Here is a 13,366-nt window from a genome sequence, read left to right as displayed (position 1 = left end):
TCCATTAAAAGCCGCTGCTGCCGCCTCTTTTTCTTCCGCTTCTTTCTCCGCTTGGTGCGGAGCTAACCGCAGCGCCTCTTTCACGGCGCGCCTTACGCTCCCCTACCGGTACAATCAGAGTAAAGGCGGCAATAAACGCTGCGAGGACGAGAGCAGCAAGCAACCGAGTCAACCCGTCGGCGAGCGCGTCTCCCGTCAACCCCGCATTCATAATCAAACCGGCCAACAACCCTCCGGCAATACCGCCCGAACCGAAGCTCAGCGCCAAAAAGCGATTGTCGAATACGAGCCCCAGCGCAACGCCGACAGCGAGTCCAATCACCAAATAAGAAACGACACGCAGCCATTTATAAACGGTATGTTCGTCCGGCGCGCTCGCATTTTTCTCATGCAGCATCCGGTTGTCGATCGTCAAATAAATATCGCGGAATGCGGCCGATAGCCCATCCGACTTCGAGACGTCATAATAACGGCCTCCTGTCGAGCTCGCAATATCTTTTAATAATGCAATTCCTTGATTGTTGCCCATTTTAAGCCCTATCGTATGAAGCGCTATTTTTTCATTGCGGAACTGCTCTAGCTGCTCCACGATGCTGGATTCGCTGAATCCGTCGGACAGCAAGATGACCATCGTCCCGCGGCTAGCGTATTCTTTTTCCGAATTGACCTGTAAAGCGAGCGATAGAGCGGCACTATAATTGGTGCCTCCGTCCGTTGGGACAATGGAATCGATAGCCTCGTATACCGCAGCCTTCTCCGCCTCCGTTCCAACGCTTACAAACGGCATCAACACTTCAGCCGAATCGGTAAAAGTGACGACGGCAACCCGCTTTTCTTTGTCCATTTCGGCTATCAAGCCTTTGGCAGCCGCATACCGCTCGTTCTGTGGATCGGTCTCCGACATGCTGCCGGAGTTGTCGATGACGAGCACAATATCCCGTACTTTTTTGACGCCGCCAAAATCAAGCCCGTAAATGAATTGAAGCACGCCCCCGACTACAAACAACAATACAAGCGTAGCCGGAAGAAGCAGCTTCCAGGACAAGTCGGCATACCTTTGCCGCCACGATTGACCGTTCAGCTTCGGCGAGATCAACTCCGCAAGGAGACTAAACAGCCCAATGCTGAGCGCCAGCGTACCAAAGTACAATCCGGCGTCAACATAACTCGGCCACTCACCCGGCAGCGTTTTTATGATCACCTCGCCGATTGCAAATCCGACCGCTGCACCGATTAAACTGAATAGCAAAAGCAGCATATTTATTTTCCGTTGCATGTTGACCGCACCCTCTCAATTGACAATCCTTGACGGATGTTTCATTTCGTTTACCGAAGCTCCGGGAGTTCCGACTGCTCCAGGCTGTGGAATTTAAATCCGTCCTTCACATACGCCTCGTAAAATACTTTTGCATTACGATAATACATCAAATCCTCCAGATGAAACCCGCCCATCAGTTGCAGCTTTTCTACACCGCTGCTTCGGTTTTCATGAAGGCAGCCCAGCTTGTGAATGCGGGACGATTCATCCATTCCGAACGAATATCGAATAAACTCGCTGTTGCGATCCCCGAATAAATATTTTTCTTCATATCTGTTTTTATGGGTGTAATCAAAAAGCCGGATATGGATGATCGAGTGTTCTTCCAGCATTCGGTACAGCTCCTGGAACAATTCTTCCTTCGGCAGCGCTTTGCGGTTGTTGTAAGAAACCGACACATTGGCTCGCTGCAGCAGCTCCTCTTCAAATGACAAGGAAAAGCGCTCCGCTGTCAAAATATCTCTTCTGCATACGGCGATAAACCGCTCCAGCATCTCCTGCTCTCCCAGCTCCAAAAGGTCCGCCACATTGCCAATGTAACGCTCCTCAAACAAGACGCCCGCGCCGCGCTTCTCTTCCAGCCCTTCCAACACGTCGGTCGTAACCCGCTCATAGTAATCAAACACGTTTTGCCCGATGTAATCATCGCCAAGCGAAATGCTTTGCAGCGCCGCCGCTTTTAACCGGCCTCTCAAATCATGCATTCTTTCGATTCTTACGCGGTACCACTGGTTCAGATGCTCCAACTCCGCCGCAACCTTCCGATACAGAGCTAGTTCCGTTTCCAGACGCAGCTTTTCCCATTTCAGGCCATACACCGAATCCAAAAAGGCATGAATGAAAGATCGAAGATTCCGCTTATCCATAAAAGGAACCTTTTGAAAGCTCATATCGTCGACTCGCATCGCAAGCAGCCCGCTAAGCTCCTCTTGAACACCTTCGGCCGCCCGGCTCAAATCACGGATTTTATCGCGAATGGCACCAATCACTTCGCCCCTGCCGCTGCTTTCTTCCGTCCACTTATACAAGTGGTAAAACGAGATATGCGGGTTGTCGTCCATACTTTTCGCTATTGTGCGCTTTAATTCTGCTCCCACGTCTAGCCTCGCAAGCAATTGTCCCGCCGCTTCCGCAAAATGTTTGGCGAAAAAGGTTTCGCAGCTGCTGCCATACAGAGAACGTTCCGCCTCAGCAAGCGTGACGCGGCGCAATTGATCGAACCGAACGCCGCTCGTAATGAGTCCTTTCATATCTTCCAGCTTATCCGCTCCCGGCAGCCGCTCCAGGCTCTTGGCCGACAATACGGCAGGCTCCAGCCCAAAAAACCTCAGTTTGTCCCTTACGCCAAGCTCCGGGGATGCCTGCAATCGGACGATGGTCTGATCAAACAAATGATAAAGCACCGTTAACGCAATTGCATAAGAAGGACGCTGAACTTTGGCAAATCCGGCCGATACGAGCCCCTGCCTTCCGGATTCGGCGAGCAAGCTATGTTTAAACGAAGTATTGTTATAGCTCTCGCTGCTAAACCCAGCTTCCATATCTCTCCGGCTTCTATTTTTCAAAAGCAAAATCCGGCATATCATCTCATAGTTTTGGTCCATGCCGTTAAGTGGCGTCATCCCTTTTTCATTTCGGTCGGACAATAGATAAACGAGATCAAAGAGCGGCGCCGGACCATGCTCGGTTTCAATTGTGAGCCCGTCTCCCGTTACTTGCAACGGAGCTCGGTAAGCAAAGCCCGATCCTTGAAATCTTTCCATCTCACGGAGAAAGCTGATGCCCGATGCGGCAGCATATCCGTAAGCTTCGTCTTGCTCCCTTTCTTGAATGAGAACAAACAAGTCCATTTGCACCGATTTAAACAAAGTGCCGAATATGGACTTTGCAAGCAGCGTTATTTCCGGAGTCAAACTATTCATTGGATCGTCGGCTCTCGTAATGACGGCGAGGTGCAATCGGTCAAACGAAGCGTACATGCGGCCGTAGTCTCCGATTGTATCGTTGATCCGGCGGAATACGCGGTTAAGTGCGGTCAAATCTGCTCCTCCGTTTTGAAGGCGGCGGCCGATCCGCTCCCGTAACGTTCGACGCTCGCCCGCAACAGACTCCAGTTCCGCTAGCGGAACGGTAAACAGATTGCCGGAAGGCTGCTCTTGCACCCCATTCCCGCTTGCCACATGGCAATAGACGACGCCCGCATTGTTTGCCCAGCGCCATTCATTGGACTTCATCATAGGCCCGATCGCATGGCCCGCTTCATCGCCGATATATAAAAAAACGGTCGGAAAATGAATGCTGCTCTGATCATCTTCCGTTCCCTTAAGCCGTTGTTCGGCGGCCGAATAATCGGCCGCAAATTGTTCCAACATAGTCCTCATTCCTTACTTCAGCTTTCTGCGGATATCGTGAAGCTTTGCTGTCATACCTTTGTAGAACTGATACATGTCCTCTCCGCTTGCCAGCTCGATCTTCTCATATTCCAAACGCTCGCGCGCATCGAGGTAAACGCCGTACAGATCGTCAAGCTTCGCGACAAGCGCCGACGTATCCTCGTTCGCGGTCAGCTCCGACACCCGGCGTCCTGCTTTGCGCTGAAGTGCAGCCAGCTGTTTGTCGTTCAGCCCGCGGAAGCTTTCGAATACTTCATATTCCACGTAATTGCCGCCCTTCATCAGGTTGGCAAACGGCGTCCAAGGCTCCTCTTCTTCGTCGCGGTCGTAAACGAACAAAGCTCCCTTTTTGCAAATGGTATCCGTATACAGCGCCTCAATAAATTGCTGGAGCCACTTGTCTTCGCTCTCATGAAGCTTCAGCACGCCTTCGAGCTTTTGGATTGATTCTAGGATCGATTCCATCTTCGCCAGCTCTTCGCGAACGCGGCGCAGCGAAAGCGGCGACCGGATCAAGTTTTCTTGCGCCAATTCTTCCGTAAAGCTTCCGAAAATGTCCTTTGTGGACTCCGTCTCCAGCCCGCCGTCAAGCAGCCTTCTCAGCTCGATGACCGCCCGTTTCACTTCCCCGAGATTCGGCTTTGCATGTTCCAGTCCCATCGGGAACGCCTTAAGCGCATCCGCCACTTGGAACGGCTTCGTAAACCGTATGGAATAACGGTTGCTGAGCGGATTATCGATACCTTTTTCCGAAATGATGCCCAGCCGAATCGCATCCGCAAACTGGCCGCGCACCCTTGCGTTGTAATGTTGCACCCTGCGGTTTAGATACGTTTCGCCCCATGACTTCTCTGGTATCGGAGATGGCAAATACGTCCAGTTTTCCTTGTCGCTCTGCACCAAATGGCGTCCGATGCCTTCTTTGTCCAAAATGGTCCGCTCATAGCTTTCCTCGTACACTTTCAGCGGCGTATAGACGAACAGCGGCACGCCGTTTCTAGTATTCAGCCAGAAAATCCGGTTGCGCACTTCGCTTTCTTTGATCGTAAAATGAGATTTGCCGATGGAGCTGTTTTGATAGTTGCGAATACCGCGCAGAATGCTCGGAGCCTGTACGGGCACCGAAACAAAGCCCCATGACGGCACATGCAAATTGCCCGCGCTGTTGCTTAAATGAAAGACCGGGACAGCTTCCTCATCCAGCTTGCTCGCAATATGGCGCTCTACAAACTTTTCGATCGACTCGTCGTTTCCGTATTTCATCACAAGAAACTCTTCCATCGACTTGGTAATGAGGTCGCCGAATTTATCGGTCAAAAACTCCGAAATGGAGCCTACGATATCAATTTCCTGCTCCTTCACCCACAGGTTGGAATGATCCAGCAGCTCCCGCGTAAAGTCGCGGATGAGGTCTTCCCCGTCCTTGTTATCCATGACACGGCTAATGACATGGGAGATGTCCGGCACGCTGACAATGTTCCAATAGTAAGTTTTGTTGCCTTTATGATCGGCCTGCTCTTCGCCGCTCGTCAATATTTCGCCGTTTTTGGCAAAGATCGTATTCAACACATTCAAAATTTCAGTAAATACTTTATAAATGCGGTTGTTTTCGGCGTTCAGCAGCGCATGCAGATCTTCATAAAACTCAATTAGCTGCTCCATCCGCTCCACATCGGCCCGCAGCCAATATTCATTGATTTTCGCTTCAATGTAATTGTTCTTTTTCTTGTCTTTGGAAACAAAGGCGCTTTTCGCGTCGCCCATCCGCTCCTCAGCCTGCTCTCTGGCCGAATCGATGTCGCGCGGCAGCCTTTGCAACCCTTCTTTAAGCGCCTCGATATAAGAAAGAAGCATTTTCAGCAAACAAAAACCTTTTTCAGTGTGGAGAAGGCGCGATACATAAAACGGTCCCTGCTCCGGATGCAGAAATAAACGGCGAATTTGATCGTTAAACGCTTCTACAATTTCGCCCGGCAGTTGCTTCTTCGCTTTAATATATTCCTCCCGCGCTCTTGCCAGGAAGTTTTGCTCCAGCTCCGTATCCATATTGACCGCTTGCATCTTAATGACGTTGTTGTAGTTAAGTCTCTCGCTATTCTCAAAACCCGGCAGCGGCTCCGGCACTCTCGCGTCGAATCTTCTCATCATGGAATCCAAATCGACTCCGAGTTTATGGACAAACTTCTCTACATCCTCCTGAGAAGGTCCCTTCTGGAACATTCCCTCCATCTTTTGGAACAGACGGTATGCCAAATAAGTCGTCATTTCCTCAATCGGCAACACGGCGGAGGAAGCGCCAATAATGTTGTAATCATAGTTGGCCGGATATAGCTTGTTCATCTGAGCGATGTTCGTCCGAATATTGCTTATATAATCGTGAATCGCAAACTCTTCTCCGGATTGCTTCTCCTCGCTGGATATAAAGTTTGTAATATTTTCAGCGGTGACGTTCATGCAGTAATCATAAGCGTTGTCTAGCAGCTTGCCTTCCGTATTGGTAGCGGAAATCAAATGGCATAAATTAAACGGCGGCAAAGGCGAGTTAACGGTCAAAATGTTTCCGTACTGCTGCTTGAACCGCTCTCCCCTCGCATCCACGTTCATCCAGTAGTCCAGCTCTTTCAGCGCGGCATATCCGTTTTTCTTAATATATTCTCTAGTATGGTCGCTAAGGCTTTTGTTGGACAAGTTGATGTCCGGCGTAAACAAATAGCCAAGAGTGTTCACCCGGTCGATGCCGGCCGCGCCATGATCGCGCTCAATAATGCCTCTAATGATATAAGAAATATCGAGGAAACAGCCGCTGCCCGTTCCGCCGGATAGGCCTGTGAGCAGAAACACCATCAGCTTTTTGTTGGTGCCAACAGATAGTGTCTTTATTTTTTTGTCGATGCTTTGCACAACTTGATTGATTTTCGTAAACAGCAGCAGTCTCCCCGCTTGGCGTACGCCTGCCGCACCGTTCATTCCGTCGGTAATGCTAAGCTCGGGAGAAAGCCAGTCGGTAATATACGGTTCCAAAATGCTGCGGTTTTGCAGCAGTCCTCCCACCTCCGCGTTCGAGAGCAGGACAAATTCGTTGATCGGATCGAGACCGATCCCTTTATATTTTTTGTTGCGATCTTGCTCGTTCGTTTCAAAAGCCAGAAACTCCACATTGTCCGGCTTGTCGCGTTTCCGTTTGGAAACAGGGTCCTCCGGCAGCTTGAATCTGCGGTTAATTTGATATTTCAACCGAAGCAGCGCATCGATGCCGGTTCCGCCAAGCCCGATGATGAGGATCGGGTTATCTATAGTGTCTACTCTTATTTTTTCGCTGACAATCCCGCCTCCAAGCGAGACGTCGAGCTGTTGAATATGTTCTCTAACGATCGGTTTCATAGGTTTATACCTCCAATGTTGTAATTAAACGAGATATTCGATAAAGATCGTTTTGTCGGTTTGCGTCAACGATACTGTAATGCGGTCGCCGCTTTGCAGCTCCAGATTGCGGCTGGCATCGACCGCCCGGCCGAACTTCTCCACCCGGCATGCCGAACCGTTGATCAGCACAAGCTTGTCTTGATGCCCCGGCTTGAAAACTATCTGTTCTGTTTCTTTAAGCTCAGGCGCGAGCTGCAGCAGTTGATGCAGCAGAAATTTCCCTTTGAAAGCAGTCAATTTTTTGTATTGTGGCGATTGTTTCTCGCCTGTATTCTCGTCGCGAATTTCGAGCACAAGCTGTCCGACAAATCCGCGGTTTCTCTCCTTCAGCACCCGTGCCGCGAAGAACGCTGCTCCAAGCAAAACGATTGCGGCGATGGCGCCGATTACAACAGAAAGGACAGGAAACGGCTTGTCGTCCTTTGTTTCCTGCTCAGGGTTGGCAGTCCCCGCACCTCCAGCCGAAGCGGTAATTTTTACTGCGGCGCTCTCCCGGAAGAAGCTTTTTTCTTCCGCTTTTACTTTAATTTCATAGTCGCGGCGATCGGCCACCTTATATTCACCAGTGAAATGGTCGCCCGCGTTTGTCATCGCCACCTCTTCTGTCTTGCCTGTCGTCAAGTCTTTGACGAGCATGACCGCCTTCATGTTGCGGTATTGCGCATCATCGTCCAGCCGCTGACCTCCGCTAGCCAAAAAAGCGCTCAGCTTCACTTTGTCCCCTTTGGAAAAAACCGTCGATTTCAAAGGCTCCAGCTCTAGCGTCAAATCATAGTTAAAAATAAGATTAATATCGATTTTGTCCTTCGCCACGCCTTTTACCTGAAGCTTCCAGTCGCCTTGATCCGGCTTAATCAGTTTAATTAAGGAGTAGCTTTTGGATTTCGAAAGCAATACGTCGCTAGATGGGATCGCAACCGATTTGCCCGATGGATCAACGAGCCGCGCCTCCACAGGCTTCGACGACATGATCGAAATGTTCGCCTCCAGCACATTGCCGTTTGGAACTGAAATGTTTACATCCTGGTAGCTTCCGTTGCCCGTTAAGGAATCCACCGGCACAATATTTAACTCCAAGTGACTTGCGAAAATTTCGCTTAATATTTGCGGAAGATCATCCGCCGAATCCGTTACAAACGATTTGCCGCCCGTCTCTTTGGACAATTTCTCAAGCGCGGCTTTGTTCAGCTTGCCATCGGCATTAAGTCCAATTGTGTAAACAGGAATGCTGCTGGCAGCCGCTTCCTTCAGCGCGCCGTCCATCTCGGCTGCCGACTCCGCCTCCGTGCGGCCCGACTTTGGATCGAGCGAATTGTTCCCGTCTGCGAGTACAATGATGATCGGCTCCCGGCTGCTGGCTGCCGCGCTATCCTTCAAAATTTGCACCGCGCCCTTGACCCCAACCGAAATATCCGTGTAAGAGCCGCGGTCGAGCCCGTCGATAAACGATTTCAAATTGTCTTTGTCGCCTGCGGAACGGATTTCAAGCAGCGCTTTCTCCCGCTGTATTTGATCGGTGTAAGCGACGATCCCGACTCGGTCGCCCTTCTCCGACAACATATCAATAAACAGTTTCATCGCTTCGTTGCCTATTTTGTCCCGGTCGCTGTCCGCCATGGAATGGCTGACGTCGAGCACCAGCACGGCGTCCATTTTGGAAGAGCCCCCGGCAGCCGACGCCACCGGAACGCCGCTTAAAAACAATAGCGATAAAATAGTAATCACAATTGGGTAAAATATCATCTTTTTTCGTAAAATCACGATAGTCCTCCTTGGCTGAATGCCGATTTGTAGTCCCTTTTATCTGAAAGTCATCGTTAGTCATCAGAGCCACTATGATGATATACTAACAACAAGTATACCTGATCAAATTTCATAAATCACCTTAATTTGTCATATAGAAGGGGGCGCATCACATGGTTACATACGTAATAATAGGCCTTTTGGTTCTCATAGCTTTGACGAAAATGATACGCTATCGCTCTCAAAGGAAACAAGCTCCTTCGCCGCAGCAAATTAGCAAGCTTGTCATATCTATTCTTAAACGCGGACAGAGTGGTTCCTCATGACGAACAAAATTGCCGTTACGCTGAAGCCTTATACTCGCGTGCTTTATCCTTATCAAAAACTGAAAATATGTGCGAAATGCTCTCATTTCACCGTCCTTGGCGAAGACCTTTGCGCAATATGCGGCAAAAGCTCCCTTAAGCCCCTCGAGAAGCGGGCGGCCGTGCTGGTGCAAAAAAAGATTTGGAGAGAGCGGCTGTTTTTGCTCATCCTAGCGGGGGCTGGCATCCCCTTTTGCGAATCGCCGCTGCAAATCGGGCTGCTTGCCGGAACGGCAATCGCAGTACTTGCCTTTATATGGACGTTGCAAGTGCGCTCCACCCCTGCGCTTTGTTCCGTTCAGCTCGAAAAATTGCTGCAAAGGAATGCTTACGCGCTCGTCACTGGACTTGCGCAGGATCGCCAAGCGGCTATCAAAGTGTTCCAAGGGGGCGACAAGCCCCGCACTTACGAAATGCTGCGCGAAATCGGAGCGCTTGTGCAAACCGACCAGCTGCGTCTGGAGCAAATTTTGCTGCTGCAAACGTTCCATTTGCGCAGGGATATGGATTTGATGATTGAGCCGCTGCTCATGGACGTTTTTCACCCCGATCTTGCCGCTTATATTGGGGAACTGGCCAAAATCAGACGGGATCTGCTGAAGGAAAACACCTTCCGCTATGTGCTCCAGCACGAAGCCGAAATATTAAAAATGGCGAACGGCAAAGCCATTCTAACGGGGGTCTCCGCTGCAGCCGTTCGCAAAAAGCGTTACATAGCGCTGTACCCTTATTTGCTTATCCGCTATGCCCGCTATTTGCCAAAGGACCGTTTTTTAAGACTATTCCGATTTGTCCAAAACCATTCTTTCCCTCATTCGGAAACGCTGCATCATGAGGTCATGCGCATCTACGATGAAAAGTACAAATGGGATCATGAGTTTTCTCCAAGCTAAGACTTAACCAGCATACCCCGCAAAAAGGGAGGCGGATAACCACCTCGGGTCTTAACGAAACCAAGACTTAAGTCTAGCTTCCCTCTTTAAAATCAAAAAGGAGCCCTCTCACCGATCCATTAAGATGGTTCGGGAGAGGGCTCTATTTTTAACTATCGAAAAATTCCATATGCGTTTTGTCGGCCTTGTAATAGTCAAGCCTTTCTTGCAAGGCACCTGTATGAAGCTCAAATTTATGTCCGTCGGGATCGGTAAAATAGATGGATTTTCTATCTCTTTCATCGCGAACGCGTCCTGGAACCATTTGAACCTTTAAAGTTTTCCTTGACTAGCAACTTTGCCTCAAACACTTCCTCGTAAAATGGAATAGATTTATCTAGATTGGCAACCGAAAAAAGCAAATGATTTATAGCTCCAACTTTCATAGCGGATCATCCTTCTATTTATCGTTTATAGCAGTCCCCATTCGCGTGCGCGCGCAACGGCTTCCGTTCTTCGTTTCACTTGCAGCTTGTCGTAGATCGTTCGGTTGTATCCTTTGACAGTACTTAGCGCAAGAAAAAGACGTTCGCTAATTTCATGATTGGATAGCCCTAAAGCGATAAGCTTCAGCACATCCAATTCTCTTGCGCTCAGCGGTTCGGCTAAAGTGGAGTGAGCAGACGAAACAGGCACTTGGCCTGTCTGCCCGATTATTTCTACGGGGGTCTCGTCATGGAAATAGGATAGCAGCTTGCTTGCAAAAGCCTGATTATTTCCACCCGATGCAGCAAGCCCCAGCAGCTCGCGCATCGGGTTGCCCTCATCGGTAAATAGTCGGATGTAGCCGCCCGGCTCCGCCATCTGCAGCGCTTCGGCCATTCTTCTCTCCGCGCCGCTGGAATCTCCAACCGCTTTTTGCGCGACCGCCAGCATCACGGTCACCTTTAGCCGCTCATCCTCCCGCTCTTGCCGGCTAAGCTCGGCGGCATACCCGCTAAGCAATACAAACGCCGCTTGGGCATCTCCATTTGCCAAAAAAACGCGGCTTCGGGCTATCGGGAGCTTCCTCTCATCCGCCAAACGAGCCGCCGCCGCCATCTGTCCTTTGGCAACATGCGCCAAAACTTGAGCTTCGGAAAGTTCGGGCATTCGTTCGTCGCCTCCGTTACGCAACCCGGCAAGAACGGCTCTCTCCAAAGCTTCCTCCGCGCCTCTCTCATCTCCAAGCGCTAATTTTATCCGCGCATCGATCAGCTCACACCTGACAAGTCTGTCTGCAGCTTCGAGCTGCCGGGCAAACTCGGAAGCTTTTGCACCATGCTGTTCGGCAAGCTCAAGCTCGTTCCACTCATAATAAATGCGCGCAAGTCCGAGATGCGCCTCGCACAAAACCGGCAGCGGCAGTTGCCCTCCTATTCGCAATACTTCTAGGTAAGTGCTTGCAGCAAGCGGCAATAGATTGTCCGATTGCTGCAAGTTGCCAAGTCCGATTGCCGCCAGAAGCTCAATCATTACATGGCCTATCGTTTGGCTAACCGACTGGGCTCTGGCATAAGCCTCCTTAGCCGCAGCTCGATTTCCCAGTAATTGATGGGCAAATCCAAGCGACCAGGTAGCCGAAGCTCGAACAGCCTTATTATCGGGATGCAATAAAGCGAGCGCATAAAGGGATTGCTCCATGATCTCGTCCGCATGATAGCGGCTCGCCGCGACGACGGCTCTTATTGCCGCTGCGTGCCCCATTAAATCTTCCCTCCGCTGCCGCGGCTCAAAGCTGCGAAGCACGGTTTCCGCCGAGAGCAGCATTTCCTCCAGCCGCTCCGTCCTCCCGGCAAACAGCGAGACGGACGCAAACATCACAAGCAGCGAAGGATGATCGTTCAAAGCGGAGTAGGGCAGTGACTCCAGCCATTTTAAAACGGGATAAGCCGCACCTTGAAAATGAAGCGGCATCCCCTCCCCTTCCGCTAGCCTTGCCGCTCGCGCTGTATCGTGTGCAGCTGCGGCATGGTTGAACGCCTCAAGCAGATAGCCTTGCCCCTCAAACCACTGGCTGGCCCGTTTATGCAATTCAAAAATACTTTCCTGTCCGTTCCTATGGTTGGATTCATATTCTATATTGACAAGCTGCCGACGGAGCAATTCGGCGAACAAGTGATGATAGCGGTACCACTTTCGCTCATGATCTAGCGGGACAAGGAACAGATTGGCTCGTTCAAGCTCATCCAAAACATCCCTTCCGCAAACAGCGGAATCCGGCAAAATCGCGTCGCACAGGGACGCGCACATCCGATCCAATACAGAGGTGCAGAGCAAAAATCGTCTAACAGGTTCGGACTGCTTCTGAAGCACTTCTTCGAAGAGATAGTCTAGCGCAAAATGATTTCTGAAGGTCAAATGCTGAGACAAACGCGTATTGTTCCGCTCCCCCTGCAAAGCAAGAGCGGCAAGCTGAAGACCTGCAACCCAGCCTTCCGTATGGATTTGAAGCAGCTCCGTCTGTTCGGTCGAAAGGGTTAGCCCCATCGTACCGTTTAAAAACTGCCCCGTTTCGTCTGGCATAAACCGCAAGTCGTCCCCTCGCCATTCATTCAGCTGGTCTCTCGCCCGAAGACGGGGGAACGGGAGCTTTGGCATATGCCGGGCGATTATGACGAGATGCATATTAGACGGCATCCGCTCAATGAAATACGCAAGATGTTCGTCCATCTCGTTTGATGAAATGGTATGGTAATCGTCTAATACAAGGATAAAAGGAGATTCGACCGCAGCAGCTTCGTTTAATAATGCGGTCAATAGGGATGATATAGGCAGTGTATCGAGGGATCTAAGCACAGAAAACCAAGCGTCGGAAAAAACGGCTCCGACCGTCCCCAAGGCGCCGGACAGATACATAAGCCACTCAGCCGGGTTCCGGTCACCCTCATCCAGCGATACCCAAGCCGACGGGCGTCCGCTTTGTGCAAGCCATTCGCGGACAAGCGTCGTTTTCCCGAAGCCGGCCGAAGCGGATACGATCGTCAGCCTGCGATGCAGTCCATCATTTAACCGATTGATCAAGGAAGCCCGGCGGACTGCGTTTGGCCTCATCTGAGGCAATATCAATTTTGTAGCTAGCAGCGGCATAGTCATAATTCAATTATAGAGAGGCCCGCTTTTTGCCGTCAAGACAAGGCAGAAACCGAATCTATTAACGGAAATACCCCCTCGAAATAAAAGGATTTTATTCCCATGCGTCTTTTTGCGCCC

The 13,366-nt window shown here is 50.5% G+C and carries 6 protein-coding genes and 1 pseudogene; 1 reads left to right on the top strand and 6 read right to left on the bottom strand.

Annotation, left to right across the window (positions count from 1 at the left end):
- Positions 1-4 precede the first annotated feature (4 nt).
- Genes ACFQZE_RS00835 through ACFQZE_RS00820 form a run of 4 tightly spaced genes read right to left on the bottom strand, consistent with a single transcriptional unit; the run spans position 5 to position 8,877 of the window.
- The gene (locus ACFQZE_RS00835) at positions 5-1,276 is read right to left on the bottom strand and encodes a vWA domain-containing protein (protein WP_379352655.1); all 1,272 of its coding nucleotides are present in this window, start codon (positions 1,274-1,276) and stop codon (positions 5-7) included.
- A gap of 50 nt (positions 1,277-1,326) precedes the next feature.
- Positions 1,327-3,690, bottom strand: coding sequence for a transcription initiation factor TFIID (locus ACFQZE_RS00830; protein WP_379352653.1), 2,364 nt, complete (start codon positions 3,688-3,690; stop codon positions 1,327-1,329).
- Between the two features lie 12 nt (positions 3,691-3,702).
- The gene (locus ACFQZE_RS00825; RefSeq protein WP_379352651.1) at positions 3,703-7,092 is read right to left on the bottom strand and encodes a tubulin-like doman-containing protein; all 3,390 of its coding nucleotides are present in this window, start codon (positions 7,090-7,092) and stop codon (positions 3,703-3,705) included.
- A 24-nt stretch (positions 7,093-7,116) separates the two neighbouring features.
- Entirely contained in the window at positions 7,117-8,877 is a 1,761-nt protein-coding gene (locus tag ACFQZE_RS00820) for a vWA domain-containing protein (RefSeq protein WP_379355439.1), read from the bottom strand.
- 322 nt (positions 8,878-9,199) lie between these two features.
- Here ACFQZE_RS00820 and ACFQZE_RS00815 point away from each other — a divergent pair, with 322 nt between their 5' ends.
- Complete coding sequence (locus ACFQZE_RS00815) at positions 9,200-10,135, top strand: hypothetical protein (RefSeq protein WP_379352649.1); 936 nt, start codon at positions 9,200-9,202, stop codon at positions 10,133-10,135.
- A gap of 148 nt (positions 10,136-10,283) precedes the next feature.
- On the opposite strand, the pseudogene ACFQZE_RS00810 reads toward ACFQZE_RS00815, so the two are convergent.
- Together ACFQZE_RS00810 and ACFQZE_RS00805 are read right to left on the bottom strand one after the other, a co-directional pair.
- Positions 10,284-10,560 (bottom strand): annotated as a pseudogene (locus ACFQZE_RS00810) (VOC family protein).
- A 25-nt stretch (positions 10,561-10,585) separates the two neighbouring features.
- Positions 10,586-13,207 carry a winged helix-turn-helix domain-containing protein gene (locus tag ACFQZE_RS00805; RefSeq protein ID WP_379352647.1) on the bottom strand — a complete coding sequence of 874 codons (2,622 nt, stop codon included), beginning with the start codon at positions 13,205-13,207 and terminating at the stop codon, positions 10,586-10,588.
- Between the last annotated feature and the right edge of the window lie 159 nt (positions 13,208-13,366).

This window comes from Paenibacillus sp. GCM10027627, assembly GCF_042675505.1.
GTDB lineage: Bacteria > Bacillota > Bacilli > Paenibacillales > Paenibacillaceae > Pristimantibacillus.
The sequence above is the reverse complement of the archived record's forward strand: the minus strand, read 5'-3'. Positions and strand labels throughout refer to the sequence as shown.

Bases quoted from the DNA above. Each gene is read 5' to 3' on its own strand.
- ACFQZE_RS00835 (WP_379352655.1), bottom strand. From the start codon at position 1,276: ATGCAACGGAAAATAAATATGCTGCTTTTGCTATTCAGTTTAATCGGT.
- ACFQZE_RS00830 (WP_379352653.1), bottom strand. From the start codon at position 3,690: ATGTTGGAACAATTTGCGGCCGATTATTCGGCCGCCGAACAACGGCTT.
- ACFQZE_RS00825 (WP_379352651.1), bottom strand. From the start codon at position 7,092: ATGAAACCGATCGTTAGAGAACATATTCAACAGCTCGACGTCTCGCTT.
- ACFQZE_RS00820 (WP_379355439.1), bottom strand. From the start codon at position 8,877: ATGATATTTTACCCAATTGTGATTACTATTTTATCGCTATTGTTTTTA.
- ACFQZE_RS00815 (WP_379352649.1), top strand. From the start codon at position 9,200: ATGACGAACAAAATTGCCGTTACGCTGAAGCCTTATACTCGCGTGCTT.
- ACFQZE_RS00805 (WP_379352647.1), bottom strand. From the start codon at position 13,207: ATGAGGCCAAACGCAGTCCGCCGGGCTTCCTTGATCAATCGGTTAAAT.